Annotated in this window: 22 protein-coding genes; 8 read left to right on the top strand and 14 right to left on the bottom strand. The window is 70.0% G+C overall.

Features of this window, described 5'->3' with window-relative positions; translation table 11 throughout:
- Positions 1-135 precede the first annotated feature (135 nt).
- Positions 136-636, top strand: coding sequence for a pyridoxamine 5'-phosphate oxidase family protein (locus tag FB561_RS33055; protein WP_238335268.1), 501 nt, complete (start codon positions 136-138; stop codon positions 634-636).
- Between the two features lie 6 nt (positions 637-642).
- Here FB561_RS33055 and FB561_RS33050 read toward each other — a convergent pair whose 3' ends face one another.
- Together FB561_RS33050 and FB561_RS33045 are read right to left on the bottom strand one after the other, a co-directional pair.
- A complete protein-coding gene (locus FB561_RS33050; protein ID WP_145813957.1) occupies positions 643-2,619 on the bottom strand; it encodes a protein meaA in 1,977 nt (658 codons plus the stop codon).
- A gap of 109 nt (positions 2,620-2,728) precedes the next feature.
- Positions 2,729-3,076: an STAS domain-containing protein gene (locus FB561_RS33045; RefSeq protein WP_145813956.1), complete on the bottom strand. Its 348-nt coding sequence runs from the start codon at positions 3,074-3,076 to the stop codon at positions 2,729-2,731.
- A gap of 121 nt (positions 3,077-3,197) precedes the next feature.
- Between FB561_RS33045 and FB561_RS33040 the strand changes: the two genes are divergently transcribed.
- The 4 genes from FB561_RS33040 (at position 3,198) to FB561_RS33025 (ending at position 9,069) form a co-directional block, all read left to right on the top strand.
- Positions 3,198-3,530: a hypothetical protein gene (locus FB561_RS33040; protein ID WP_145813955.1), complete on the top strand. Its 333-nt coding sequence runs from the start codon at positions 3,198-3,200 to the stop codon at positions 3,528-3,530.
- A 95-nt stretch (positions 3,531-3,625) separates the two neighbouring features.
- A complete protein-coding gene (locus FB561_RS33035) occupies positions 3,626-5,629 on the top strand; it encodes an RCC1 domain-containing protein (protein WP_145813954.1) in 2,004 nt (667 codons plus the stop codon).
- A 55-nt stretch (positions 5,630-5,684) separates the two neighbouring features.
- Positions 5,685-6,509 carry an ATP-grasp domain-containing protein gene (locus FB561_RS33030; protein WP_145813953.1) on the top strand — a complete coding sequence of 275 codons (825 nt, stop codon included), beginning with the start codon at positions 5,685-5,687 and terminating at the stop codon, positions 6,507-6,509.
- Positions 6,510-6,564: 55 nt separating this feature from the next.
- Positions 6,565-9,069: a DEAD/DEAH box helicase gene (locus tag FB561_RS33025; RefSeq protein WP_145813952.1), complete on the top strand. Its 2,505-nt coding sequence runs from the start codon at positions 6,565-6,567 to the stop codon at positions 9,067-9,069.
- A gap of 3 nt (positions 9,070-9,072) precedes the next feature.
- Here the strand turns inward: FB561_RS33025 and fabV are convergent, their stop codons facing one another.
- The 3 genes from fabV to murA all read right to left on the bottom strand — a co-directional run bounded on the left by fabV (position 9,073) and on the right by murA (position 12,020).
- The gene (gene fabV, locus FB561_RS33020; RefSeq protein WP_145813951.1) at positions 9,073-10,257 is read right to left on the bottom strand and encodes an enoyl-[acyl-carrier-protein] reductase FabV; all 1,185 of its coding nucleotides are present in this window, start codon (positions 10,255-10,257) and stop codon (positions 9,073-9,075) included.
- Between the two features lie 38 nt (positions 10,258-10,295).
- Entirely contained in the window at positions 10,296-10,649 is a 354-nt protein-coding gene (locus tag FB561_RS33015; protein WP_145813950.1) for a hypothetical protein, read from the bottom strand.
- Between the two features lie 81 nt (positions 10,650-10,730).
- On the bottom strand, positions 10,731-12,020 hold the full coding sequence (murA, locus tag FB561_RS33010; RefSeq protein ID WP_145813949.1) for a UDP-N-acetylglucosamine 1-carboxyvinyltransferase: 1,290 nt from the start codon (positions 12,018-12,020) through the stop codon (positions 10,731-10,733).
- Between the two features lie 50 nt (positions 12,021-12,070).
- Here murA and FB561_RS33005 point away from each other — a divergent pair, with 50 nt between their 5' ends.
- Positions 12,071-12,655, top strand: coding sequence for a cob(I)yrinic acid a,c-diamide adenosyltransferase (locus tag FB561_RS33005; RefSeq protein ID WP_145813948.1), 585 nt, complete (start codon positions 12,071-12,073; stop codon positions 12,653-12,655).
- 49 nt (positions 12,656-12,704) lie between these two features.
- Here the strand turns inward: FB561_RS33005 and FB561_RS33000 are convergent, their stop codons facing one another.
- Positions 12,705-13,613 carry a helix-turn-helix domain-containing protein gene (locus FB561_RS33000; RefSeq protein WP_145813947.1) on the bottom strand — a complete coding sequence of 303 codons (909 nt, stop codon included), beginning with the start codon at positions 13,611-13,613 and terminating at the stop codon, positions 12,705-12,707.
- 105 nt (positions 13,614-13,718) lie between these two features.
- Here FB561_RS33000 and FB561_RS32995 point away from each other — a divergent pair, with 105 nt between their 5' ends.
- Both FB561_RS32995 and FB561_RS32990 read left to right on the top strand, forming a co-directional pair.
- A complete protein-coding gene (locus FB561_RS32995; RefSeq protein ID WP_145813946.1) occupies positions 13,719-14,531 on the top strand; it encodes a phytanoyl-CoA dioxygenase family protein in 813 nt (270 codons plus the stop codon).
- Positions 14,532-14,701: 170 nt separating this feature from the next.
- Positions 14,702-15,937: an SGNH/GDSL hydrolase family protein gene (locus FB561_RS32990; protein ID WP_145813945.1), complete on the top strand. Its 1,236-nt coding sequence runs from the start codon at positions 14,702-14,704 to the stop codon at positions 15,935-15,937.
- Positions 15,938-15,943: 6 nt separating this feature from the next.
- On the opposite strand, the gene FB561_RS32985 is transcribed toward FB561_RS32990, so the two are convergent.
- From FB561_RS32985 to FB561_RS32950, 8 genes are all read right to left on the bottom strand, one after another.
- Positions 15,944-16,885 (bottom strand): MBL fold metallo-hydrolase, encoded by a 942-nt coding sequence (locus FB561_RS32985; RefSeq protein WP_145813944.1) that lies wholly within the window; start codon positions 16,883-16,885, stop codon positions 15,944-15,946.
- A gap of 3 nt (positions 16,886-16,888) precedes the next feature.
- Positions 16,889-17,662 carry an enoyl-CoA hydratase/isomerase family protein gene (locus FB561_RS32980; protein ID WP_145813943.1) on the bottom strand — a complete coding sequence of 258 codons (774 nt, stop codon included), beginning with the start codon at positions 17,660-17,662 and terminating at the stop codon, positions 16,889-16,891.
- A gap of 4 nt (positions 17,663-17,666) precedes the next feature.
- Complete coding sequence (locus FB561_RS32975) at positions 17,667-18,791, bottom strand: carbohydrate ABC transporter substrate-binding protein (protein WP_145813942.1); 1,125 nt, start codon at positions 18,789-18,791, stop codon at positions 17,667-17,669.
- A complete protein-coding gene (locus FB561_RS32970) occupies positions 18,788-20,026 on the bottom strand; it encodes a CaiB/BaiF CoA transferase family protein (RefSeq protein ID WP_145813941.1) in 1,239 nt (412 codons plus the stop codon). The genes FB561_RS32975 and FB561_RS32970 overlap by 4 nt, the downstream gene beginning before the upstream one ends.
- A gap of 25 nt (positions 20,027-20,051) precedes the next feature.
- Positions 20,052-20,810: an SDR family NAD(P)-dependent oxidoreductase gene (locus tag FB561_RS32965; protein ID WP_145813940.1), complete on the bottom strand. Its 759-nt coding sequence runs from the start codon at positions 20,808-20,810 to the stop codon at positions 20,052-20,054.
- Between the two features lie 5 nt (positions 20,811-20,815).
- Entirely contained in the window at positions 20,816-22,747 is a 1,932-nt protein-coding gene (locus FB561_RS32960; RefSeq protein ID WP_202880979.1) for a right-handed parallel beta-helix repeat-containing protein, read from the bottom strand.
- A gap of 154 nt (positions 22,748-22,901) precedes the next feature.
- A complete protein-coding gene (locus FB561_RS32955) occupies positions 22,902-24,773 on the bottom strand; it encodes a right-handed parallel beta-helix repeat-containing protein (RefSeq protein WP_145813939.1) in 1,872 nt (623 codons plus the stop codon).
- Positions 24,774-24,806: 33 nt separating this feature from the next.
- The gene (locus tag FB561_RS32950) at positions 24,807-25,610 is read right to left on the bottom strand and encodes an RraA family protein (RefSeq protein WP_202880978.1); all 804 of its coding nucleotides are present in this window, start codon (positions 25,608-25,610) and stop codon (positions 24,807-24,809) included.
- Positions 25,611-25,616: the final 6 nt, after the last annotated feature.

The following is a 25,616-nucleotide window of genomic DNA, read 5'->3' as shown; positions in this document are numbered from 1 at the left end:
CCTCGGGAGGGGTGCACCCATTCCTATCCGGTGGCCGCGAGATTTTCCCGGATTTTTCTCAACAGGATGTCGAGAGCCGCGCCACAGGTACGTCCCCCTGGTGAAAGCCACCGACGAGCAGAGGGATTCACCACCATGACCATCACCATGCCCCAGCACGAGATCGCGGAGATCCTCGCCAAGCCGTACTCGCAGCAGCTGCTGTTCGGCAGCCTGCCGGCCCGCTTCTCCTACGTCGGCGTGGACGGCGACCCGCGGGTGGTACCGATCGGCTTCCACTTCGACGGCGAGCGGCTGCAGATCTTCACCCTGCCCAAGTCGGCCAAGGTGAACGCCCTGCGCAAGCACCCCCGGGTCGCGCTCACCATCGACACGAACGGCTTCCCCCCGAAGGTCCTGCTGATTCGCGGCAGCGTCGAACTCCGCCTCGAAGAAGGCGTCCCCGAGGAGTACATCCTGTCCGGCCGCAAGGTGATGACGGAGGAGCAGCACGTCGGCTGGACCGCCGGCGTCAAGTCCCTCTACGACGAAATGCTCCGCATCACCGTCACCCCCGACTGGGTCAAACTCCTCGACTTCGAAACCACCCTCCCCCAGTCCGTCCAGGACGTCATCGACGCCCAACAGCAGGCCTGACCCGGGCTACAGCTGGTTCGCGGTGCGGATGACGTCGACGACGCTGGCCATCATGCCGGTGAGGTCGTAGTCCTTCGGGGTGTACACCGCGGCCACGCCGGCTTGGCGGAGGGCTTTCGCGTCGGCGTCGGGGACGATGCCGCCGACAACTACCGGGACGTCGGTGAGGCCGGCTTCGCGGAGTCCGTCGACGACGTGCGGGACGAGTTCCATGTGGGAGCCGGACAGGATCGACAGGCCGACGCAGTGCACGTCCTCGGCGACGGCGGCGGCGACGATCTGCTCGGGAGTCAGCCGGATGCCCTGGTACACGACCTCGAAGCCGACGTCGCGCGCGCGGACCGCGACCTGCTCGGCGCCGTTCGAGTGACCGTCGAGGCCCGGCTTGCCGACCAGGAAGCGGAGCCGGCCGCCGAGCTCCTCCGCGGTCGCGGCGACCTTCGCGCGGACCGCGGCGATCTCCTCCCCCGCACCGGACACGCCGACCGAGCCGGACACACCCGTCGGCGCGCGGTACTCGCCGAACATCTCCCGCAGAACGCCCGCCCACTCCCCCGTGGTCGCTCCCGCGCGGACACACTTCAGCGTCGCGGGCATGAGGTTGTCCGTACTCTTCGCTGCCGCGCGCAACGACGCCAGCGCATCCTCGACCGCCTGCGCGTCGCGCTCGGCCCGCCAGGTCGCCAGCGACTTCAGCGCGGCGGCTTCGGCGGCCGGGTCGACGGTCTGGATCGCGGTGTCCAGGTCCGCGGTCAACGGCGACGGCTCGGTGGTCTCGAACTTGTTCACCCCGACCACGACCTGCTCACCCGACTCGATCCGCTGCCGGCGTTCGGCGTGCGACGCGACCAGGGCCTGCTTGAGGTACCCGCTCTCGACCGCGACGACCGCACCGCCCATCCCCTGGATCCGGTCGATCTCCTCGCGCGCGCCCTCGACGAGTTCGGCCACCTTCGCCTCGATCACGTGCGAGCCGTCGAAGATGTCGTCGTACTCCAGCAGGTCCGACTCGTACGCGAGCACCTGCTGCATCCGCAACGACCACTGCTGGTCCCACGGTCGCGGCAGACCGAGCGCCTCGTTCCACGCGGGCAGCTGAACCGCGCGGGCCCGGGCGTTCTTGGAGAGCGTGACCCCGAGCATCTCCAGCACGATCCGCTGCACGTTGTTCTCGGGCTGCGCCTCGGTCAGGCCGAGCGAGTTCACCTGGACCCCGTACCGCAGCCGCCGCGCCTTCGCGTCGGTCACGCCGTACCGGTCCCGGGTGACTTCGTCCCACAACTGCACGAACGCGCGCATCTTGCAGGTCTCCTCGATGAACCGCACCCCGGCGTTCACGAAGAACGACACCCGCTGCACCACGTCCGCGAACCGTTCCGGCGGGACCTGACCGGCATCGCGCACCCGGTCGAGGACGGCGATCGCCGTCGACAGCGCGAACGCCAGCTCCTGCACCGGGGTCGCGCCGGCCTCCTGCAGGTGGTAGCTGCAGATGTTGATCGGGTTCCACTTCGGGATGTTCGAGACCGTGTACGCGATCAGGTCCGTCGTCAGCCGCAACGACGCGTCCGGCGGGAATGCGTACGTCCCCCGGGACAGGTACTCCTTGACGATGTCGTTCTGCGTGGTCCCGGTCAGCTCGTCGGGCAACGCGCCCTGCTCCTGGGCGGCGACCTGGTACAACGCGAGCAGCCACATCGCCGTCGCGTTGATCGTCATCGAGGTGTTCATCCGCGCCAGCGGGATCTGGTCGAACAACGCCCGCACGTCGCCCAGGTGCGCGACCGGCACCCCGACCTTGCCGACCTCCCCCTTCGCGAGCGGGTGGTCCGCGTCGTAACCGGTCTGGGTCGGCAGGTCGAAGGCGACCGACAACCCGGTCTGTCCCTTCGCCAGATTGCGCCGGAACAGCGCGTTCGACTCCACCGCCGACGAGTGGCCGGCGTACGTCCGCATCACCCAAGGTCGGTCCTTCTCGGTCATGTACCCGAGAGTAGGACCGCGTGCGCTCGCGAGTCCCCACCTCGTGACCGGCGTCACCAGCGCCTTAGGTCACATCGGGCCCCGCGAGTTCACGCTCCCGGCCGAGGGGTCAGGCGGAGATCGGCAGGGGTGTTCGTTCCACGTGGAGGACGCGGTGGAGGCGGGTGACCGCGAGGATGCGGACCACGGCCGGGACCGGGTGGCGGAGGACGAGTTGGCGGCCGAGGATCTGGGTGCGGCGGTGGGTCGCCACCAGCAGACCCAGGCCGGTCGCGTCCACGGCGTCGACCTCGCCCAGGTCGACGACCACGTCGCCGTCGGAGTTGTCGATCAGTTCGTTGAGGGTTTGGCGGACGTCGCCGACCGAGCGGACGTCCAGGAAGCCGGCCAGCCTGACCACGTTCGGTCCGGCCGGGTGCTGACGATCGGGTCCTGCGTTGTGGGTCGGTGCGAGCATGTCCGTGCCCTCCGCTCTTCCGGCGACCCCCGAGTCGGCCGCGCTGCAGCGTGTGTTGGTAAAGACTCCCTGGGGACCCGCCAGGTTGCCAAGGTCTCGTCAACTTTCTTTTCGCGCGACAATGGTGGCTGTGTTCGCCGACCAGTACTTCCTCTTCCCGGTCGTGGCACTCGCGTTGATCGGTGGCATCGTCCTGCTGCTGCGCTGGGCCTTCTCGCGGCCCAAGGGCGGGTCCCTCGTGCGCAAAACCGATTATTCACCCGCCGATCCCGACACCTTCGGACTGCTGGTCGTGGTGGACACCGTGCCGACGTACAACCAGGCCCGGGTCCGCGCGGCGATGTTGCGTGATTTCGGGATCAAGGCGACCACGGCCCGGACCAGCGACGGCTGGTCCGTGTACGTGTGGCCCGCCGACGAGATCGCCGCCCGCGGTTTCCTCGACGCCTCCTGACCCTCTCGGTCTCGGCTGAATCCCCCTCGAGAGCTGCCCTGGACGGATGACCCCGCCCCGAGTACAACGGACAGGACGAGGGGGAGGGGGCGCAGATGATGCGCTGGGGACTTGTCGCTGTGGGGTGCCTGATCGCGGCCGGACTGCACCCGGCCGAGGCGAGCGCGGTGGAACCGGGGGCCGCCTGGACCTGGGGCGGGAACGGCACCGGCCAACTCGGCAACGGAACCACGACCGGCCGGGCGACCGCGGCCACGGTGCCGTCGCTCGGAAATGTGGTCAAGGTGGAAGCGGGACGCGAGCACTCCATCGCGTTGCGTTCCGACGGCACCGTGTGGACGTGGGGCTTCAACGAGATGGGCCAACTGGGCGACGGCACGACCACGAACCGGCTGTCACCGGTCCAGGTCGGCGGGCTCAGCGGAGTCGTCGACATCGCCGGCGGGCACTACCACAGCCTCGCCCTGCTGGCCGATGGAACGGTACGCGGCTGGGGGTACAACTCGTTCGGCCAGCTCGGCAACGGCGCGACGACGAGCGCGCAACGGACTCCGGTGACCGCGAGCCCGTTGACCGACGTGGTGGCGATCGCGGGCGGCCGGGACATGAGTTACGCGCTGCGCTCGGACGGTACCGTCTGGGGCTGGGGCCTGAACACGACCGGCCAGGTGGGTGACGGCACCACCACGATGCGGACGCGGCCGGTCCGGGTCGGCAGTCTGACCAACATCACCGCGCTCGCCGGTGGCCGCGATCACGGGCTGGCCGTCCGCGGCGACGGCACCGTCTGGAGCTGGGGAGACAACACCCAGGGCCAGCTCGGCGACGGCAGCCTGACGAACCGGCTCTCCCCCGTCCAGGTGACGGGCGTCGGCGGCGCGGTGGAAGTTGCCGCCGGCGCCTATCACTCGCTCGCGCGGCTGAGCACCGGAACCCTGCGGGCGTGGGGTTCGAACTCCAACGGCCAGCTCGGCGACGGGACCACGACACGGCGGACCCAGTCGGTCGCGGTGCCCGGCGTCACCGGGGCGACCGAGATCGCGACGGGCCGGCAGCACACCGTCGCCGTGATCGCGAACGGCGCCTTGCGGGCCTGGGGTTCGAACGCGAACGGCCAACTCGGCGACGGCACCCTGACCGATCGGACCAGCGCGATCACCGTCGGCGGAATCACCGGTGCGGCCGCGGTCTCGGCAGGTCGCGACCACACGATGGCGTTCGTCCCGGCCGCGGTGACCGAGCCGGACACCACCCCGCCGACCACGCCCGGGATCCCGACGGGACAGAGCAACTCCAGCTCGACCATCTCGCTGAGCTGGGCGGCCGCCACGGACAACGTCAGCACCTCGTTGCGGTACCAGGTGTTCGAGGACACCGCGACGAACCAGGTCGCCGAACTGACCAGCGCGTCCACCGGCACGGTCACTTACACGAGGTCCGGGCTCGCGGCCGGATCGACCCACACGTACTGGGTCCGCGCGATCGATGCCGCGGGCAACATCAGGCCGACCGCGGGTCCGTCCGCGCCGATCACCGTGCAGCAGGCATCCTCGGCGATCTTCGAGTCGGACTTCTCGGCCGGCTTCACCGGCTGGACCACGAACACCGGGCTCACCCTGGACTCGACCCAAGGCGCACCGTCTGCGCCGAGCCCACGGGGAAACCCGGTGGCGGCGCGGGCGTACGCGGCCCGCAACCTCGGCGCGACGTACCCGAGTCTGTGTCACAGCGAGCAGATCCGGGTGACGTCACTGGGGACGAGCATCGACCTGTTCCGGTTGCGCACGGCAACGGACGGCGGGATCGTGCGGGTCTACATCGACACCAACCGGGTGCTCTGGATCCGGTCCGACGCGGCCGGTACGCAACGGTCGTCGGGCGTCGCGGTCCCGTTGAACTCGTGGCACACCGTCGAGCTCTGCGGCACCGTCGGTACCGCCGGGACCTGGACGTTGTCCCTCGACGGGACCCAGCGGGGTACGCCGTGGCAGAGCAACACCGGGACGACGCCGGTCGGCCGGGTCCAGATCGGCGACACCGCGGCCAAGACCTGGACGATCAACTTCGACGACGTCCGGACGGATCGGTCACCGAACTGAGGTAACGCGCGGAATCGGGAGGCGAAGGAGCCGGTCCTTCGGGAGAATGCGGTGCATGCTGCTGGTACCTGGGGACCCGCTCCACCCACGCCGAGCCGACCCGCACTTCGCCGCCCAGGCCGACGCCGCCCGGGACCTCGGGATCGCCGTGGCCCGGATCGACCATGACGCGCTGGACCGCCCGGCCGTCGCGGTCACCGGGGTCCCGGCCGACCCGGACGTCCTGTACCGCGGCTGGATGATGACGTCCGCCGAGTACGCCCAAATCGCCGCGGCGCTGGCGGATCGCGGTGTCCGGCTGCGGACCTCGGCCGACGAGTACCGCACCGCCCACGAGCTCCCCGGCTGGTACGAGGCGCTCTCCCCCGTCACCCCCGAATCCACCTGGACCGTCGGCACGGATCCCGGCGAACTCGTCGCCGCGGCCGGGCGGCTCGGACCAGGTCCCGCGGTGCTACGGGACTACGTGAAGTCGATGAAACACGATTGGGACGAGGCGGCGTACATCCCGGACCTGGCCGACACCGAGTCCCTCCAGCGGGTGGCGAAGCGCTTCCTGGAGTTGCGGGCGGACTCGTTCACCGGTGGCTTCGTAGTGCGCCGGTTCGAGGAGTTCACCGGGGCCGAGGCGCGGACCTGGTGGATCGGCGGCCGTTGCCGGTTGATCACGCCGCACCCGGACACCCCGGACGAGCTGCCGATCGGCCTCGACCTGGTCGAGATCGAACCACTGGTCGCCGAGCTCGCGCTGCCGTTCGTCACCGTCGACGTGGTCCGCCGGGCCGACGGCGCCTGGCGGGTGGTCGAACTGGGCGACGGCCAGGTCAGCGACTGGCCCAGCTCCCGGGACCCGGCCGCTCTGCTCGCCGCCCTCTACTGACGCGGACTGTAGACCGGCTGAAGACGCCGACGCCGATGCGGGACAATGGGCCACGATGACGCTGACCGAGAGATTGCCGGAGACCACCGACCCCGACGCGCTGTACGACGCCTTCGCGAGCTGGGTGGGTGAGCAGGGCATCTCGCTGTACCCGGCGCAGGAGGAAGCGCTGATCGAGGTGATGACCGGGTCCAACGTGATCCTGTCCACCCCGACCGGCTCGGGCAAGAGCCTGGTCGCCACCGGGTCCCACTTCGCCGCGCTCGCGGCCGGCCGGCGGACGTACTACACCGCGCCGATCAAGGCCCTGGTCTCGGAGAAGTTCTTCGCGCTCTGCGACGTGTTCGGCGCGGACAAGGTCGGCATGCTCACCGGCGACGCCTCGGTCAACCCGACGGCCCCGATTATCTGCTGCACCGCCGAGGTACTGGCGAACGTCGCGCTCCGCGAAGGCGCCGCGGCCGACGTCGGCCAGGTGGTGATGGACGAGTTCCACTTCTACTCCGAGCCGGACCGCGGCTGGGCCTGGCAGGTCCCGCTGCTGGAGCTGCCGAACGCGCAGTTCGTGCTGATGTCGGCGACGCTGGGCGACGTCGAGCGGTTCAAGATCGACCTGAACCGGCGGACCGGCCGCTCGACCGCGATCGTGGCCTCCGGCGAACGCCCGGTCCCGCTGATCTACAAGTACGTGACCACCGCGTTGCACGAGACGCTGGAGGAGTTGCTCACCACCCACCAGGCCCCGGTGTACGTCGTGCACTTCACCCAGGCGGCCGCGCTGGAACGCGCCCAGGCGCTGATGAGCATCAACGTCTCCAGCCGCGAGGAGAAGGACCGGATCAGCGAGCTGATCGGGAACTTCCGGTTCAGCGCGGGCTTCGGCCGGACCCTGCAACGGCTGGTGAAACACGGTATCGGCGTCCACCACGCCGGCATGCTGCCGAAGTACCGGCGGCTGGTCGAGCAGCTCGCCCAAGCCGGCCTGCTCAAGGTCATCTGCGGGACCGACACGCTCGGCGTCGGCATCAACGTACCGATCCGCACCGTGGTGCTCACCGCGCTGAGCAAGTACGACGGCCGCCGCCAGCGCATCCTCAAGGCACGCGAGTTCCACCAGATCGCCGGGCGCGCGGGCCGGGCCGGGTACGACACCTCCGGCACCGTGGTGGTCCAGGCACCGGACCACGTGGTCGAGAACGTCAAGGCGCTGGCGAAGGCCGGCGACGACCCGAAGAAGCAGCGCAAGGTCCAGCGGAAGAAGCCGCCGGAGGGATTCGTCACCTGGGGCGAGGACACCTTCGACCGGCTGGTCGCGGCCGAGCCGGAGGCGCTGCAGTCCCGGATGCGGGTCAGCCACGCGATGCTGCTGAACGTCATCGCCCGCGACGGCGACGCGTTCGCCAGCATGCGGCAACTCCTGCGCGACAACCACGAGGACTCGAAGAACCAGGTCCGGCTGATCCGCCGCGCGATCCAGATCTACCGCACCCTGCTCACCGCCGGGGTGGTCGAGCGCCTGGACGAGCCGGACGAGTACGGGCGGCTCTTGCGGCTCACCGTGGACCTGCAGAAGGACTTCAGCCTCAACCAGCCGCTGTCCACCTTCGCGCTGGCCGCGCTCGACCTGCTCGACCCGGAGAGCCCGGAGTACGCGCTGGACGTGGTCTCGGTGATCGAGGCGACGCTGGAGGATCCGCGCGCGGTGCTGTGGGCCCAGGAGCACCACGCCCGCGGCGAGGCGGTGAACGCGATGAAGGCCGAGGGCATCGAGTACGACGAGCGGATGGAGCTGCTCGAGGACGTCAGCTGGCCGAAGCCGCTGGAGGAGTTGCTCTCGGCAACCTTCGAGATGTACCGGCAGTCGCACCCGTGGATCGCGGACACCGGGCTGTCGCCGAAGTCGGTGGTCCGGGACCTGTTCGAGCGGGCGATGACGTTCGGCGAGTTCATCGGGTTCTACGGGCTGGCGCGGTCCGAGGGCATCGTGCTGCGGTACCTCAGCGACGCGTACAAGGCGCTGAAGCAGACGGTGCCGCCGCACAAGCAGTCCGAGGAGCTGACCGACCTGATCGAGTGGCTCGGCGAGGTCGTCCGGCAGACCGACTCCAGCCTGCTCGACGAGTGGGAGGAGCTGACCAATCCCGCGCCCGAGCAGGCGGCAGTCGCCCCGGAACCGGCCGGTCCGCGCCGGATCACCTTGAACAGCAGGGCTTTCCGCGTCCTGGTCCGGAACGCGCTGTTCCGCCGGGTCGAGCTGGTCGCCCTGCACCGTTGGGCCGAGCTGGGTCAGCTCGACGGCGATGCGGGCTGGGACGCCGGCCGCTGGGCCGAGGCGGGCACGGCGTACTACGCCGAGCACGACCAGGTCGGTACCGGCCCGGCCGCGCGGGGACCGGCGCTCTTCCTGGTCGAGGAGCACCCGGGGTACTGGGAGGTCCAGCAGATCATCGACGACCCCGAAGGCAACCACGACTGGCGGATCAGCGCGACCGTCGACCTGGCCGCCTCCGACGAGGCCGGCGACCTGGTCCTCGAAGTGGTGTCCTTCAAACCGCTGTAGGGGTCAGGCCTTCGCCGGCCAGTCCACGTCGACCTCGGCCGGGGCCTCGTAGTCGACGCCGGCCACGTCGAAGCCGTAGAGACGGCGGACCTCGGCGAAGAACCAGGCCGCGTCCGCCACGGTCGCGATGTTCTCCTGGGTCACCGCCTCCCACTGCTCACGAACCGCGTCCTGGACGGCCGGGTCGAGCTCCCAGCGGTCCAGCCGCAGCCGGCCGTCCTCGTCCAGATCGGGCGTGGTCTCACCGGTCAGCTGGTCCCACAACGCGATCGACTGCTGCATCGGGGACTGCATCCGGTCGCCGAGGACCTTGTGCAGCAGGCTCACGTACAACCCGATGCCCGGGATCGCCGAGCTCGCCTGCGTCACCGCGGCCCCGTTCACCGAGGTCAGGGCGCGGACGCCGTCGCGCTGGGACAGCTCGTGCGCGGTCTGTTCCAGGTGGGCCTTGGCCGCGCCGATCGAGCCCTGCCGGTAGATCGGGCCGGTCAGCTCGGAGCCGATGTACGTCAGCGCGACCGTGGTGAAGTCGTCCCGGAGCAGCTTGCGGTCGGCGAGCGCGTCGACCCAGCGGATCCAGTCCTCGCCGCCCATCACCTGGACCGTCTGCGCGATCTCGTCGTCGGTGGCGGCCTCGATCTCCACCTCCTGCAGCACTGGCTCCGTGCCCTCGAACGCGATGCTCTTGGTCCGGTGCGGCGCGCCGATCGACCGGAGCGCGGACTGGTACGTCGTGTCGGTGCGCGGGTCCACCCGGCGCGGTGCGGCGACGCTGTAGATGAGGTAGTCCACGCCTCCGTACTCCGCCTCGACCAGGTCCAGCACGTCGGACTTGGTGGTGTCGGCGAACGCGTCCGCGTTGACGAAGCGGAACGACCGGCCGAGCTTGTCCGCCAGCTCCGCGGTCGCCGCCGTCCGGTACCAGCCGGCCGTCGCGGTCCGACGAGCCGTCGGCGCCTTCTCGAACGACACCCCGACCCCGTCCACGCCGTACCGCGCCAGGCCCGCGATCGTCGCGGCCAGCCCGTACCCGGAGCTGGCACCGACGACGAGCGCCACCGGCGTCCGCTCCGGGCTGCGGACCTCGACCTGCTCGGCCAACTCGGCCACCAACCGCTCACACCCGGCCGGATGCGAGTCCAGGAACAGGAAGCCACGGCCGACAGGCTTGATCACGCGCTCAGTCATGAGCCCGACCCTAACCCGACCGAACAGCTACCCGGCAGTCAGTTGATGTGCAGGGTGTACAGCGTCACCTTCGGGTCGAAGTGGAGCGTCTGCTGCGCCTTGAAGTCCCGCATCACGTCCTTGCCACCGGGGATGTGGTAGATGATGTAGCCCGACCACTTGCCCGTGTTGATCTGGAAGACGTCCGGGTACCCACCGGTGAAGCCGTACTCACCGGCGCCCTCGAAACAGGCCATCTGGCCCGAGCCGATGCCCCGGATCACTCCCCAGGTGTCATCACCGGTCACACAGTTCGCCGGCTCGGTCGCCTGCGCCTGCGGCGTGGTCAGCACCGTTGCCGCCAGCGCTCCGGCTGCCGCAAGCGCTCCCATGGTCCAGCGTTTCGTCCTCATCGTCGTGTCCTTTCTGCTCATGGCTTTGGGGACACGAACGACGCTAGGCAGCCTCGCTTACAGATTGCTTTCAGCCGCGGGTCAGTTCCAGTACGGGTCGGCGTCGTCGGGCTCGACGACGACGTCGGCGCCGAGGCGGCGGAGGTTGCCGGCGAAGTCGGTGTAACCGCGGTGGACGTGGTGAGCGGCGGCGACGATCGTCTCGCCCTCCGCGGCCAGCCCCGCCACCACCAGAGCGGCACCGGCGCGGATGTCGCTGGCGACCACCGGGGCGCCTGACAGCCGCGGGACGCCGCGGATCACCGCGTGGTGGCCGTCGGTCTGGACCTGTGCCCCGAGCCGGGTGAGCTCCTGGGCGAACGTGAACCGGCCCTCGAAGAGGTTCTCGGTCACCATCGCCGCCCCGTCGCTGACCGCGTTCATGGCGATGCAGAACGCCTGCAGGTCGGTCGGAAAGCCCGGATACGGCAGCGTGACCACGTCGACCGACTTCGGCCGGTCCGGCATCCGGACACGGAAGCCGCCGGCAGCGGGGACGGAGATGTCCGCGCCGGCCTTGTGCAGCTTGTCCAGCGGCAACTCGAGGTGCTCGGCTCGACCATTCGTGACCGTGACATCGCCCTTGGTGATCGCGGCCGCGAACGCCCAGCTGCCGCTCACGATCCGGTCCGGCACGACCAGGTGGTCGACCGGGTTGAGCAGGCCCTGTACGCCGGTGACCTCGATCCGCGGCGAGCCGGCGCCCTCGATCCGGGCGCCCATCTCGATCAGCAGCTCGGCGATGTCCTGGATCTCCGGCTCGCGGGCGGCGTTCTCGATCACCGTCGTGCCGCGGGCCAGGACGGCGGCCATCATGATCGTCTCGGTGGCGCCGACGCTCGGGAAGTCCAGCCAGACCTCGGCGCCCTGCAGTCCCTGCGGCGCCTCGGCGATCACGAACCCGTGCTCGATGTGGACCTTCGCGCCCATCGCCTCCAGGCCGGCCACGTGCATGTTCAGCCCGCGGGAACCGATGTTGTCACCGCCGGGCAACGCCACCTCGGCCTGACCGCACCGGGCCAGCAGCGGTCCGAGGACCGAGATCGACGCGCGCAGCTTGCGGACGAGCTCGTAGTCGCACTGGTGACCGATCTCGGCCGGCACCGCGATCGTCGCCGTCCCGGTGTCGCCGTCGACCTTCACCGAACAGCCGAGCGTGTCCAGCAACTGGGCCATGAACGTGACGTCGAGAATGCCCGGCACCTGCCGCAGCGTCGTCGTCCCCTCCGCCAGCAGTGCCGCCGCCATCAGCTTGAGCACACTGTTCTTCGCGCCCGCCACCTCCACGGAGCCCTCGAGCCGTGCCTCACCTGCGATCCGAAACCGTTCCACCCGCTGACTGTATCGGCTGGCGGCCTGCGACTCTGCGTAGAGTGCCAGCCATGGCTGTGAACTTGACGCGGATCTACACCCGGACCGGTGACGCCGGCGAGACCCGCCTGGGCGACATGAGCAAGACCACCAAGACCGATCCGCGGCTGGCCGCGTACGGCGAGGTCGACGAGGCGAACTCGGCGATCGGGGTCGCGATCGCCGCCGGGCACCTGAACAGCTCGATCGCGGTGCTGCTGACCCGGATCCAGAACGACCTGTTCGACGTCGGTGCGGACCTGTGCAACCCGATCAGCCCCGACCCGGAGTATCCGCCGCTGCGGATCACCCAGGACTACATCGACCGGCTCGAAGGCTGGTGCGACGACTACAACAACCGCCTCACCAAGCTCCGCTCCTTCATCCTCCCCGGCGGCACCCCCGGCGCCGCCTATCTGAACGTGGCCCGCACCGTGACCCGCCGCGCCGAGCGCGCCGGCTGGGCCGCCATCGAGGCCCACGGCCCGACCGTCAACCTGCTCGCCGTCACCTACCTGAACCGCCTCTCCGACCTGCTCTTCATCCTCGGCCGGGTCGCCAACCTCTCCTCCGGCGGCGACGTCCTCTGGGTTCCCGGCGGCGAACGCGACAAGTAGCCCCCATCCAGAGCGACGAAACCGTGCGGGCGAGGTAGAGGGCGCGCGGTCAGCGGCGGGTGCGTGAGCGGTAATCGCTGGGTGTGAGCCCGACCAGGTCGCGGAACCGGCGGGCGAAGTAGGTCGGGTCGTCCCAGCCGACCGCCGCGCCTACCCGCGCGGCCGGTAAGTCGGACTCGACCAGCAACGTCGCGGCCCGCTCGGCCCGCAGCCGCGCGAGGTACCCGAGCGGGCTCAGCCCGGTGTCGCGCCGGAAGAGCCGGCTGAGGTACGCCGGGTCGAGGCTCACCGCCTCGGCCACTTCGTCGAGCCGCCATCCCTCCGCCGGCGCGGCCTCGAACCGCGCCACCGTCGCGGCCACCGCCGGATGCACCACCCGTTCAGGTCCGGCGTCCCGATCGACCCGCCCGTCCGCCAGCACTCCCAACACCGTCACCAACCGCCCCACCGCCCGCCCCGTCCCAACCCCACGAAGGCCCTCAGCCGCACGCGGGCCTCGGCCCTCATCGGCGTCTCGCGCGGCCCGGTCCAGGTCTTGGACGAGGCGTCCGATCTCGTCGATCGCCTCGTCGGCGGCTGCCGGTTCGACCTGCGTCATCGCCACCCCGTGCGGTCCACCGGCAACCGGTGTGGTCCACAACAACTCCCGAAGGATCGGGACCTGCTGGAGACCGGCGAGCTCGGAACGCAGCGCCTGGGCGGAGACACAGCAGTTCGCCACCACGAGATCGCGGCAGCGCCCGAACGCGTGCCACGCCCCCGGCCTCAGCACGAGCACCTGCCCCCGTCGTACCGCCTGCTCCCCCTGGCTCGTCCGATGCACGCCGCGCCCCGGCCCGACCACCGCGATCTCCAGGAAGTCGTGCGCGTGCGGCTCGACGTCCACGCTCAGCCGGTGCACCCCGCCCCACACCGGACCACCGTGGAACAGCCGGGACTCGTGCAGCGTCGTGGGCATGTCCGAATCGTACGATCATCGGCCCGGATCGCCCTGGCTCCCACCGGCCCGGATCGCCCAGTCTGGAAGAACCAGCCGATCACCCCCACGGGAGAGACCGACCTCATGAACACCGCAACCCAGCTCTCCACCGCGCTCCCCACCTCGGACCTCGACGCCGACGGCCGGGTCCCCGAGGACCTCGTCGCGGCGTACCGGCAGGACGGTTTCGTCCGAGTCCGCGGCGTCCTGACCGCCGACGAGGTCAGCCGGTACGTCGACCGCGCGGCCGGCTACCTCGAGGAGCACCGCGCCGACCGGCTCCAGCGGGACCGGATCTTCAGCCAGCTCGTCAACGTCTGGGAACACGACCCGATCCTGCGCGAGCTCACCCTGCATCCCGGGACCGCCAGGGTCGCCGAGCAGCTGGCCGGTTTCGGACTGCGGATCTGGCACGACCAGATGCTCGTCAAGGAACCGCGCAGCAACGCGGCCACCCACTTCCACCAGGACCGCCCGTACTGGCCGCACGCGAACGACCGGTTGCCGTTGTCCGCCTGGATCGCGCTCGTCGACGTTCCGCCGGAGCGTGGCTGCATGACATTCCTGCCCGGCACCCAGACCCGGACGGACCTGCAGCCGCAGGACCTCAGCGACGAGGAGGACCTGTTCGGCCGTGCCCCGGAGCTGCGCTGGTCCGAGCGGGTCACCGTCCCGCTGCGAGCCGGCGACTGCACCTTCCACAGCGGCTTCACCGGTCACATGGCCTTGCCGAACACCACCGACAAGGCCCGGTTCGCGCACGTGAACATCTACATGGACGAGGACACCCTCTTCTCCGGCGGGCCGCACGTGGTGACCGATCCGCTCGGCCTCACCGCCGGCGATCCCCTGGACGGCGACCAGTTCCCCCGGCCCGCGCAGTTGGACAGGAGGTAGTGCCCGCAGTCAGGTGGACGGCAGGGTGTCGACGCCCAGGACAGCCAGGCTTGGGCGGCGACATCCTGTCGATCCGCACGGACAACCGCTCGGCTCGGTAAACCAGCCGTTCGTCGCAGCGGCCGGGGTGAGCCGTTGCGGTGATATCTATTCACTCTTGACTTGTCACCATGACAACTTCCTCCCTGCGCCGGATCGGCGCGAGCATCCTGGTGACGGCGACGGCGGCGGCGGGGTACGTCGCCGCGCCGGCCGCGGTGGGAACGCCCGAGTCCGCGGGCGATCGCGGCACCCACCAGGTGACCACCTGGGGTGCGAGCGACGACATCGCCGGCGGCACCCTCAACGACGTGACCGTGCGGAACATCCTGCGGACCAGTGTCGGCGGCGACGACCTGCGGATCCGGTTGTCCAACGCGAACGGCGACCAGCCGCTGGTCTTCGACTCTGTCTACGTCGGCAAGCAGCAGGCCGGCGCGGCCGTCGTCCCCGGTTCGAGCCGGCAGCTGACCTTCAGCGGCAGGACCACGGTCCGGATCCCCCCGGGCGCGATGGCCGTCAGCGATCCGCTGCCGGGCCGGATCGGCGCCAAGGAGAGCCTGACCGTGAGCGCGCACGTGGTCGGCCAGAGCGGCATCATCACCGCGCACAACCGGGCCATGCAGCACAGCTACAAGTCGACTTCGGGTGACCACGCCGCGGACGAGACGGCGACCGCGTACCAGACCGAGTCGTCGGCCTGGTTCTTCCTGAACGCGGCGATCGTGACCGCGCCGCAGCAGGTCCAGACCGTCGCCACCCTCGGCGACTCGATCACCTCGTCGGTGGCGACCACGATCGACGAGAACCGCCGGTGGCCGGACATCCTGGCCAACCGGTACGCCGAGCTCCCCGAGCACCGGCGGCTCGCGATCTCCAACGAGGGCATCTCCGGCAACCGGATCCTGAACGGCGTCGCCAAGGCCGGCAGCGCCGGGGCGAACGCCCTGTCCCGCTTGGACAAGGACGTGCTGACCAAGCCCGGTGTCCGGACGGTGCTGGTGCTGGAAGGCATCAACGACATCTACGCCGGCGCGACCGCGGACGAGCTGATCGACGGCTACCGGCAGCTGATCACTCGCGTGCACGCGAGCGGCCGGTGCATCGTCGGCGGCACGCTGACGCCGATGGGCGCCTCGTTCGTCTACACGCCGGAGAAGGAGGCGATCCGGCAGCAGCTCAACGAGTTCATCCGGACCAGTCCCGAGCTCGACGGCGTGGTCGACTTCGACGCGGCGACCAGGGACCCGGCCGACCCGACCCGCCTGAAGGCCGAGTACGACCCGGGCGACGGGCTGCACCCGAACAACGCCGGCAGCGAGGCGATGGGCAACGCCGCGGATCTCGACACGTTGCGCTGCTCCTGATCGATCTCAGCCAGGGTGGTGCCAGCGCGGCTCGGCACCACCCTGGCGGGCCAGCAGCTCGAGGTGGGCGCGCGCCATCCGGACGGTCTGCAGGCAGATCCCGCCGAAGTCGCCGAGCTCGGTCCCGATCGCGCCGGCCAGGTCGCGCACCGTCAACGAGCCCTTGGTCCGCAGCCGGCCGGTGGTGAACTTGTGCACGTCGTCCACCCACTCCAGGCTCTGCTCGATCTTGCGCCGGCCCTGATCCGCGTCGAGCAGGTCGCCGTGGGACGGGACGAGCGCGTCGAAGTCCAGCTCCAGCAGGCGTCGCAGGCCACTGGTGTACCGCCCCACATCGGTGTACAACGGCGCCAGCCAGACCTTGCCGTCGAGGTACGGCTGGCCGCGGCCCTGGACGTCGTCGAACGAGAACAGCGTCCGGGTCCGTTCGTCCAGGACGGCGATGTGGCCCGGGCTGTGGCCGCTCGTCGTGATCACCCGCACCGGCCGGTCAGCCGCCGGTAGATGGTCCCCGTCGCGCAGCAGGACGTCGATGCGGACGCGGTCGCCGAGCATCTCGTACAGCTCGGCCCGCTCCGCGTCGTCGAGGTCCATCGCCGCCGGGTCCGAACCCCACAGCTCGGACACCAGCGCGTCGTTGTCCTCCAGCCAGCCCGCCTCCGTCGCCGGTGCGGCCAGCCGGGCGCCGCTGCGGTCCTTGAGGATCGCGTTGCCGCCCATGTGGTCGGGATGCGCGTGACTGTTGACGACCAGGGTCAGGTCCGCCAGGTCGAGACCGAGCTTCTTCAGTTCCGGTCCGGTCGCCGCCTCCGGGGTGGAGGCGATCCCGGCGTCGAGCAGGATCAGCTCGTCGCCTGCGTCGAGGACATGCAGCCACAACGGCAGGCCGCACACGTGGGGGTAATCGGTCGCGAGTCGGTGGATGCCGGGGGCGATCTCGGTGGGCACGGGTCACCGTCCTTCGAACGTGCCGGGTCGTTTCTCCGCGAAGGCCGACCGGCCCTCGTTCGCGTCCCGGGTCCCCATCGCGACGGCCTGCAGCTCCCGCTCGTACTGGATGGCCGGCTCGAGGCCCATCGAGAGGGCGGCGCGCAGGTTCGCCTTGGCGTGCTGGGCGGCGATCGGTGGCCGGGCCGCGATCCGGTGCGCGAGCTCGGTGGCCGCCGGCAACAACTCGCCGGCGGGCAGTACCCGGCTGACCAGGCCGATCCGCAACGCCTCGGCGGCGTCGATCGGGTCGCCGGTGAGCAGCAGCGTCGCCACGTCGCTCGCGGACAAGCTGGCCGCCAGCAACGCGGTCACCCCGCCGCCGCCGATCCAGCCCAGCTTGATCTCGGCGGCGGCGAACGTCGCCCGCTCGGAGGCGAGCCGGATGTCGCACGACAACGCGAGCTCGAGCCCGCCGCCGAACGCGTACCCGTTCACCGCCGCGATCACCGGGGTCCGCAGTCCGCGGAGCGCGTCGCAGTAGTCGAGCCTGTTCCGGAAGTGCCAGGGTCCGTCGTACCGGTCCAGCTCGGAGATGTCGCTGCCGACCGAGAAGGCCCGCTCCCCCGCGCCGGTCAGGACGACCGCGCGGATCTCCGGGTCCGCGTCGATCCGCGGGATCAGGTCGAGCAACTGCTCACTCATCGTCCGGGTCGCCGCGTTCAGCTTGGCCGGCCGGTCCAGCGTCAGCCGGCCGACGTACCCGTCCTGCTCGAAAACCACCTGGCCGTCGTCCATCGGTTCATCCCACCTTCGACGCGGCCGGTCCCCGGGCGCGATAGTCCGCTTCGATCCGGTCCACGGCGAGACCGGCGTCGTCGTCGTTGCCGAGCAGCTCCCGCACGCGCTCGGACAGCTCGTCCTGGAACGCGATCCAGCCGTCGAACCGTGGCCGGATGTACGACGCCGCGAGCGTGTCCCGCGTCGCCGAGTAGTGCCCGTTCCACGCGTTGTCCACGGCATCCGACTCCCACACGGCCGCGGATGCCGACTGCCCACCGACGGGCGAGACCACGTCCAGCTGGGTGCGGGTGTCGAGCAGGCCACGGGCGTACTTGGTGACCGCGAGGACCCGGTCGTACGCACGGTGGGTCACCGCGAGTCCGGTCCCGCCGAGGGTGCCGAGCCCGGGTCCGTCGGTCGCCAGCAACCGCGGTGCCGCGGCCCAGCCGAGCGCGCGCCGATCGTCGGCGGCGGTGCCGTAGTACGCGTAGCTGTAGACCAGCGGGCAGCAGGTCAGGTCGTTGCTGGCGGCAAGCAGCTCGTGGATCGCGATCGGGTCCAAGGCGGCGGCGGACCGGTCGCTGCGCCGCCAGACGTCCCGCAGGACCTCGATCGCGGTCACCGCTCGTCCGCGATCGAGCAACGTGGTGTGCGTGCGATCACCGGCCATCCCGAGCAGGCTGAGCCCCGCGTGTGGTCCGGCCACGCACAGCACGATCCCGGAGAGCCCGAGCACGTCGGTCCAGGTCGCCGGCGGCGGCCCGGTCAGCAGGTCCGGCCGGACCAGGCAGGTCTGGGTGGCGGCGTCCAGCGGCAACGCCCAGTTGCGGTCGTCGATCCGGTAGCTCGCCCACGTCGGCGGCATCGCCCGCGATCGCCAGACGTCCAGGTCCTCGGCCCCGAACACGTCGTCCACCGCGAGGACCGCCTCGGCCGCGATCGCCGCGCCCAGGCCCGGATGGTCGATCACGAGCAGGTCGTACTTCTCGGCCAGCCGGTCCAGCGGCTCGGACTCGAACCCGGACAACGGCTGCCGATCCCAACGCACCCGCACACCGTCGGCACCGCCCGCAGCCTCGAACGCCTCCAGCGGCCGGTACCCGCGCGGGTGGTCCCAGGTCAACCCGCGAAGCTCCACCGTCACGACGGCACCACGGCATCGCCAGGCCGAGCGTGCACCACCGCGTCGCTCGGCCGCGCGTGCACCACGCCCTGACTCGCCAGCTCGCCTCGGCGCTCGTCCGACAGACCCAGCTCGGTCAGCAACTCGTCCGTGTGCTCACCGGTGAGCGGCGCCGGCCGTCGGACCTCGGGTGGTGTCCGGCCGAAGGTGTAGGGGAACCCGGGTGTCGTCACGGTCCCTTCGGTCGGGTGGTCGTAGGTCACGAACGACCCGTTGTGCCGCACCTGCGGATCCACCTGGACAGCCGCGTAGTCGTACACCGGCCCGCACCAGACACCGCGTTCGCGCAGCTTCGTCAGCCAGTACTCCGTGGGCTCCCGGCGCAACGCGGTGGACACCGCGCCCGCGATCTCGTCGCGGCGGACGAACCCGTCCCGCTCGGCGTCCAGCCCGGCCAGCTCCGGCGCGTCCAGCACCTCGGCGAGCACGGACAGATCGGCGAACGCGAGTGAGAGGTACCCGTCGCGCGTCGTGAAGATCCCGTACGGCGCCCGGATGTAGCTGTGCGCGTGCACCTCCTCGGACCTGGTCTGCGGGATCCCGCCGACGGTGTGGACCGACAACTCCTGCATCTGCAGGGCGATCACCGCGTCGAGCATGTTCACCTGGACGAGCTGACCCTCGCCCGTCCGTTCGCGGTGCAGCAGCGCCGCGAGGACGCCCTCGAACGCGCTGTACGCGGTGACCGCGTCGGCGAGGAAGTACGGCGCGGCGACGGGTGGTTCACCTGGACGGCCGGCGCTGAACAACGCGCCGCTCATCGCCTGGACGAGCAGGTCCTGCCCCGGCCACTCCGCGTACGGCCCGGTTTCGCCGTACCCGGAGACGGACACGTAGACGAGGTCCGGCTTGATCGCGCGCAGCGTCTCGTAGTCGACGCCGAGCCGGGCCGCGACGCCGGGACGGTAGTTCTGCAGGAACACGTCCGCGGTCCGGACCAGCTCGTACAGCAGCTCGCGGCCGTCGTCGCTCTTCAGGTTCACCGCGAGGCTGCGTTTGTTCCGGTTGAGCGAGAGGAACGAGGCGTTCACCTCGGTCCCGGTCGCTCCCCCGGCCGCGGTGTGCCGCTGCCACTCGCCCGAGGTCGGTTCGACCTTGACCACGTCCGCGCCGAGATCGCCGAGGCGCATCGCGGCCAGCGGGCCGGCCATCGCCACCGAGAGGTCCAGCACCCGGTAGCCGTCCAGGATTCCCATACCGTCCAAGTTCCTTACTGTGTCGTCATTGGGCGGTCCAGCCCGCGTCCACGGGAAGCACCGCACCGGTGATGAAAGAGGCGTCGTCACTGGCCAGGAAGGCGATCGCCGCGGCGACCTCCTCGGGCCGCCCGATCCGGCCGAGGGCGTGGTGCCGGTCCACCATCGCCGCCATCGCGCCGGGGTCGTCCTCGCCGCCGACCTTGCCGTTGCGGATCAACGGGGTGTCGATCAGCCCGGGCGCCACGCAGTTCGCCCGGACGCCGGCCCGGCCGTGGTCCAGCGCCATCGCCCGGGTCAGGTTCTCCACGCCGGCCTTGGCCGCGCAGTACGCGGACCGGTTCCGCTCGCCGACGGTGCCGATCGCGGACGAGATCGTCACGATCGCGCCACTGCCGCGCGCGAGGAAGCCGGGCAGGACCGCGCGGCAGGAGTGGTAGACCCCGGTCAGGTCGACGTCGAGGATCGTCCGCCACTCGTCCGGTGTCGTGTTCGGCACGGTGTCGCAGACGTCCACGCCGGCCGCGCTGACCAGGACGTGCACGCCGCCGAACTCGGCCGTCACCGCCTCGACCACCTCCTCGGTCCGGGCGAGGTCGGTGACGTCGAGGGGGTAGCCGCGGCCGCCGAGCTCCTGGCCCAGCGCCTCGGCGGCCGCGCCGTCACGGTCGCAGACGATCACGGTGCCGCCCTCGGCGGCGATCCGGCGGGCCGAGGCCGCCCCGATCCCGGAGGCGGCTCCGGTGATCAGGGCGACCTGTCCCTGGAAACGGTGAATATCCATCAACCTCAGGGCTTCTCGTAGGGGAAGGACGGCAGCACGCCGATCCGGTCGTACTCCATCCGGGAGTCGTCGAACCCGTCCTCCCAGCTGACGTTCTCGAAGGTGTCGCAGGGACCCGCGGACGGGCCGTGGTACGGATCGCTCTCGGTGTTGGTCACCTTGACGTCGGAGAACGCGAACCCGCAGCCGCCGAAGTCCATGTGCACGCCGTACGGCTTGGCGTCCGGCATCGACGGGTCGGCGTTCGCGTCGTCGACGATCAGCTGGGACACCTTCGCGTCCGGGGTGTACGGCGGTTCGTTGCGGACGCCGTACGCGTAGAACGGTCCCGTGTCGCCGCTGTCCTTCGCCAGGTGGGACAGCCGGACGTGGTGCACCGTGTTGGCGCCGGTGTAGTTGTCGGCGTTCGGGATCTCGGGCCGCGACTCGATGCTGATGCCGTACCGGGCGCCGTGTTCGACGACGGTGTGGCTGACCTCGTTGCGGCCGGTGTTCATGAGCTCGACGCCGGCCGAGTCGCCGGGGACCAGCTCGCCGATGTGGTGGATGTAGTTGTTGGTGAAGGTGTTGTCGTGGGCCAGGTCACCCTCGCCGGGATAGCCACCCTCGACCTTGATGCCGTCGTTGCCGAGGTGCTCGAGCAGGCTGCCGGACACGGTCGTCTTCTCGTTCGCGAAGAGCAGCTGGATCGCGGTGAACCCGGTCTGCGAGATGTGCAGGTTCTCGAGCCGCACGCCCCGGGTGTTGGTCAGCGTGATCGCGCCGAACCGGTTCCGGGGCAGCTCGATCTGGGTGTCGTACCTGGGGTACTTGTGCTTGACACCGGAGTCACCGGTGCCGTTCCAGCCGTACCGGTACCACTCCACGAAGTCGGTGTTGCGGATCGCCAGCCCGTCCAGGGAGATGTTCTCCACCCGCCGGGACGCCGAGGCGCCGGCCAGCGAGAACACCTGGGTCTGGGTCGGCCGCTGCACCTTGACGCCTGCCATCGTGCCGCCGGCCGGCTTGTAGTACAGCTGCTTCGCCGCCCAGTCGAGGTAGTACTCCCCGGCCTGGTCCAGCAGGCTGAGCGAGTTCTGCACGAAGTACCGGGAGCCGCCGCCGGAGTTGATGAACCCGTAGCGCGCCGGGTACACCAGCGTCGTCCGCCGCTTGGTGTAGTTGATGTCGAGCATCGGGATCGTGTCGGTGAACCACGACCACGAACCGCCCGACCAGACCACGACCTGCGCCGGCCACGACGACCCGAGCCGCAGGTCCCAGGACGGGTCGATGTCCCCGGCGTTGAAGCCGAGCTGGTCCCGGACCGCTTCCTTGGTCGGGTCGAACAGGATCGAGCGCAGGTACGGCGCCCACTCCTCGTCTGACCGGCGGTTCGGGTACCGCGCGGTGGTGGCGCGCTTGCCGTCGACGTACAGCGTGTGGAACGGCTGGGACACGTCCACGGGGGCACGGAAGATCCCGTCCTTGTACGGCTGCCAGCCGGTGACCTCCTCGGCGGACTCGAACACCGCCTTGCCGGGTCCGTCCGCGCTCCGGTACACCACCTGGTGCCCGTTCGACCCCGAGTCGCGGTCGTCGAACGCGATCGTCTTGTCCACCTTGTACGTGCCGGCCTTGAGGTTGACGACCAGGTCACAGGTCTGCCGCTGGTTGAGGTTGCGGGCGCGGATCGTGTCGCGGGCATGCTCCACGGTGCGCCAGGGCCTGGACTGCGTGCCGTTCGCCGCGTCGTCGCCGTCCGGGGACACCCAGAACGACGGGCAGCCGGCGGCCTCCGACGCCTGATCGGCCTGGCCGGCGGTGCGGGGTGCGACGCCGAGCGCCGCTCCGCTGCCGAGGACGAGGGCGGGCAGGACGAGCCCGACGGCGGCGCCGAGGACCAGGCCGGACCTGGCACCGAGACGGGCTCTGGTACTGCTGCGTTGGCGGGACATCTGTGGCTTCCTTCCACTCGGGGCGGTACGTGGAAATAAGTACTGCTTTCGTGCGGTCCGCCGGCCTCCTTTCACCTCGCCTGTGGGTAAACCTTTGCCCGTGGGTCCGGGGAAAGGGCGCGACCGGTGCGGCCGCGCCCTTCCAGGGGTTGACTCAGTTCTTCGGGACGTCGTACGGGAAGCTCGGCAGGACGCCGATCTTGTCGTACTCCATCTTGCTCGCGTCGAAGCCCGTCTCCCAGTCGGCGTTCGTCACCTGGTTGCACTGGTACGACTGGTACTTCTGGTCGGTCACGTTGCCGACCTGGACGTTGCTGAACGCGTAGCCACAGCCACCCGCGTCCATGTGCACACCACGGGTGCCGCCGGCGTCCGGCATCGACGGGTCCGGGATCACGTCGCCGATCACCATCTGGTCGACGGTGTTCTTGATCGGGTGCGGATCCTGGTTGCCGACGCCGTAGCTGTAGAAGGAGCCCATGTCACCGCTGTCCAGGCCGGTCTCCTCCAGCCGGATGTACTTGAAGCTGTTGCCGTCGGTGTACTGGTCGCCGTCCTTCACCTCCGGCCGCGACTCCAGGCTGATCCCGTACCGGGCGCTGTGCCGGACCACGATGTTCTCGATCGTGTTGTTGCCGGTGTCCATCAGCTCGATCCCGGCCGAGTCGCCCGGCACCAGCTCGCCGATGTGCGAGATGTAGTTGTTCTTGATCGTGTGGTGGTTGTTCAGGTCGCCCTCACCCGGCCAGCCGCCCTCGACCTTGATGCCGTCGGCCCCGATGTTCTCCAGCAGGCTGTCGGAGATGTTCACGTGGTCGTTGGCGAACAGCAGGTAGATCCCGGTGAACCCGGTGTCGGACAGGTGCAGCTTGGTCAGGTCGATGTTGCGGGTGTTGGTCAGCCGGATCGCGCCGAACCGGTTCCGCGGCATCTCGATCTGCCGGTCGTACTCGGGGTACTTGTGCTCATCGCCCGAGTCGCCGCCGGCCACCCAGCCGTTGCGGTACCAGCTGACGAAGTCGGAGTACTGCACGCCGAGACCGTCGAAGGCGACGTCGTGCAGCCGGTCGTCCGCCGACGCGCCGGCCAGGTCGAGCACGGTCTTCACCGTCGGCCGGAGCACCTTGACGCCGTCCATCGATCCGCCGCGCGGTTTGTAGTAGACCTCGCCGGCCTTGTAGTCCAGGTAGTACTCGCCCGGCTGGTCGAGGAAGCTCAGCGAGTTCTGGAAGAAGTACCGCGACCCGCCGCGGCTGTTCACCATCGCGTACCGGGTCCAGTACTTCAGCGTGGTCTGGGTCTTCTTGAAGTTGGTGTCGAGCAGCGGGATCGTGTCGGTGAACCAGCTCCACGAACCACCGGACCAGATCGTCACCGACGCCTGGCTCATGTCCCAGCTCGGGTCCCAGTCACCAGGCTTGCCCCAGAGCCAGTTGTGCACGTCCATCTTGTCCTCTTCGTAGAGGATGGACGTCAGGTACGGCGACCAGGTGTCGTCCGTGCCGCGGTTCGGGTACCGCGCGTTGGTGGCCCGCTTGCCGTCCTCGAAGAGCGTGTAGAACGGCTTCGACGGATCGATCTTGGCCTTGTAGATGCCGTCCTTGTACGCCTGCCAGCCGGTGATCTCCTCGGCGCCGGACAGCGTCGCCTTGCCCGGGCCGTCGGCGCTGCGGTACACCACCTGGTGGCCGTTCGCGCCGGAGTCGCGCTGGTCGAACTGGATCGTGCTGCCGACCGGGTACTCACCGGCCTTCAGGTTCACGGTGATGTCGCAGCCCATCTTGGCCACGTCGTTGAGCTTCTTCTCGCGGATCTGGTCGCGGGCCCGGGTGACGGTACGCCACGGGTCGCTCTCGGTGCCCTTGCCGGCGTCGTCGCCGGACGGGGCGACCCAGAAGTTCTCACACTTCGCGGCGCCGGCGGGCTGGGCGCCGAAGTTGACGGCGGCGGCGGTCACCAGGGCCAGGGCAACCACCCCGACACCGGTACTCACCGCCGTCCGGCGTCGTTTCCACTGCTTGATCATGGGCGGGGGTCCTCTCGGGGGATGGGTCCGGCCTCACTCGGTGGCGTGGTTGCCGTTCTGCTGGTCACGCCAGGCCTCGTACTCGAGCCGGGTCCGTTCGTTCAGGGGGTAGTAGTCGCGCAGCGGGGCGCCCTCGTCGATCCGGCGCCGGCTGAACTTCTCCCACGCGTCGTGCTCGGCCGCGGCCTGCACCACCGATTCGGCCCGCCGCCGGGGCACGACGACGGCGCCGTCGTCGTCCGCGACCACGAGGTCACCGGGCAGGGTGAGGACACCGCCGACCGCCACCGGGACGTTGTACGCCCACGGGAACAGTTCGGACTGGGACGCGTAGTGGGGGGTGGCGCCGGTCGACCAGATCGGGACGTCCAGCTCGGAGACCCGGGGAACGTCGCGGATCCGGCCGTCCACCACGATGCCGGCACCGCCCCGGAGCTTGAAGTAGCGGACCAGCATGTCGCCGAAGCAGCCGGTGGTGTGGCTGCCGTAGGCCTGGACCACCAGGACGTCCCCGGGCTGTACCTCGTCGAGCACGGCCCACAGCGCCGTACTGCGTTCGATGTACTCCTGCGACTGACCGTCCGCGATGTCCTCGCGCTGCGGCATGAACTGCAGCGTGAGGGCCCGGCCGACGATCTTGCTGCCGGGGGACATGCTGGTCGGTCCGTCGACGAAGGTCCGGCGGATGCCCTGTCCGTGCAACCGGGCGCAGGCGGTGGCCGACCCGATCTCGGACAACCGCGACACCAGATCCGGGTCCGGGGACGGCGGGTTGTCGCCGCGGACCGGAAGATCCCAGACCGGCATCGCCGGTGCTTGTTCGATCCCGCTGCTCAAGATATG

It is taken from the genome of Kribbella amoyensis, assembly GCF_007828865.1.
Lineage (GTDB): Bacteria > Actinomycetota > Actinomycetes > Propionibacteriales > Kribbellaceae > Kribbella > Kribbella amoyensis.
This window is presented reverse-complemented; position numbering and strand designations above follow the sequence as displayed.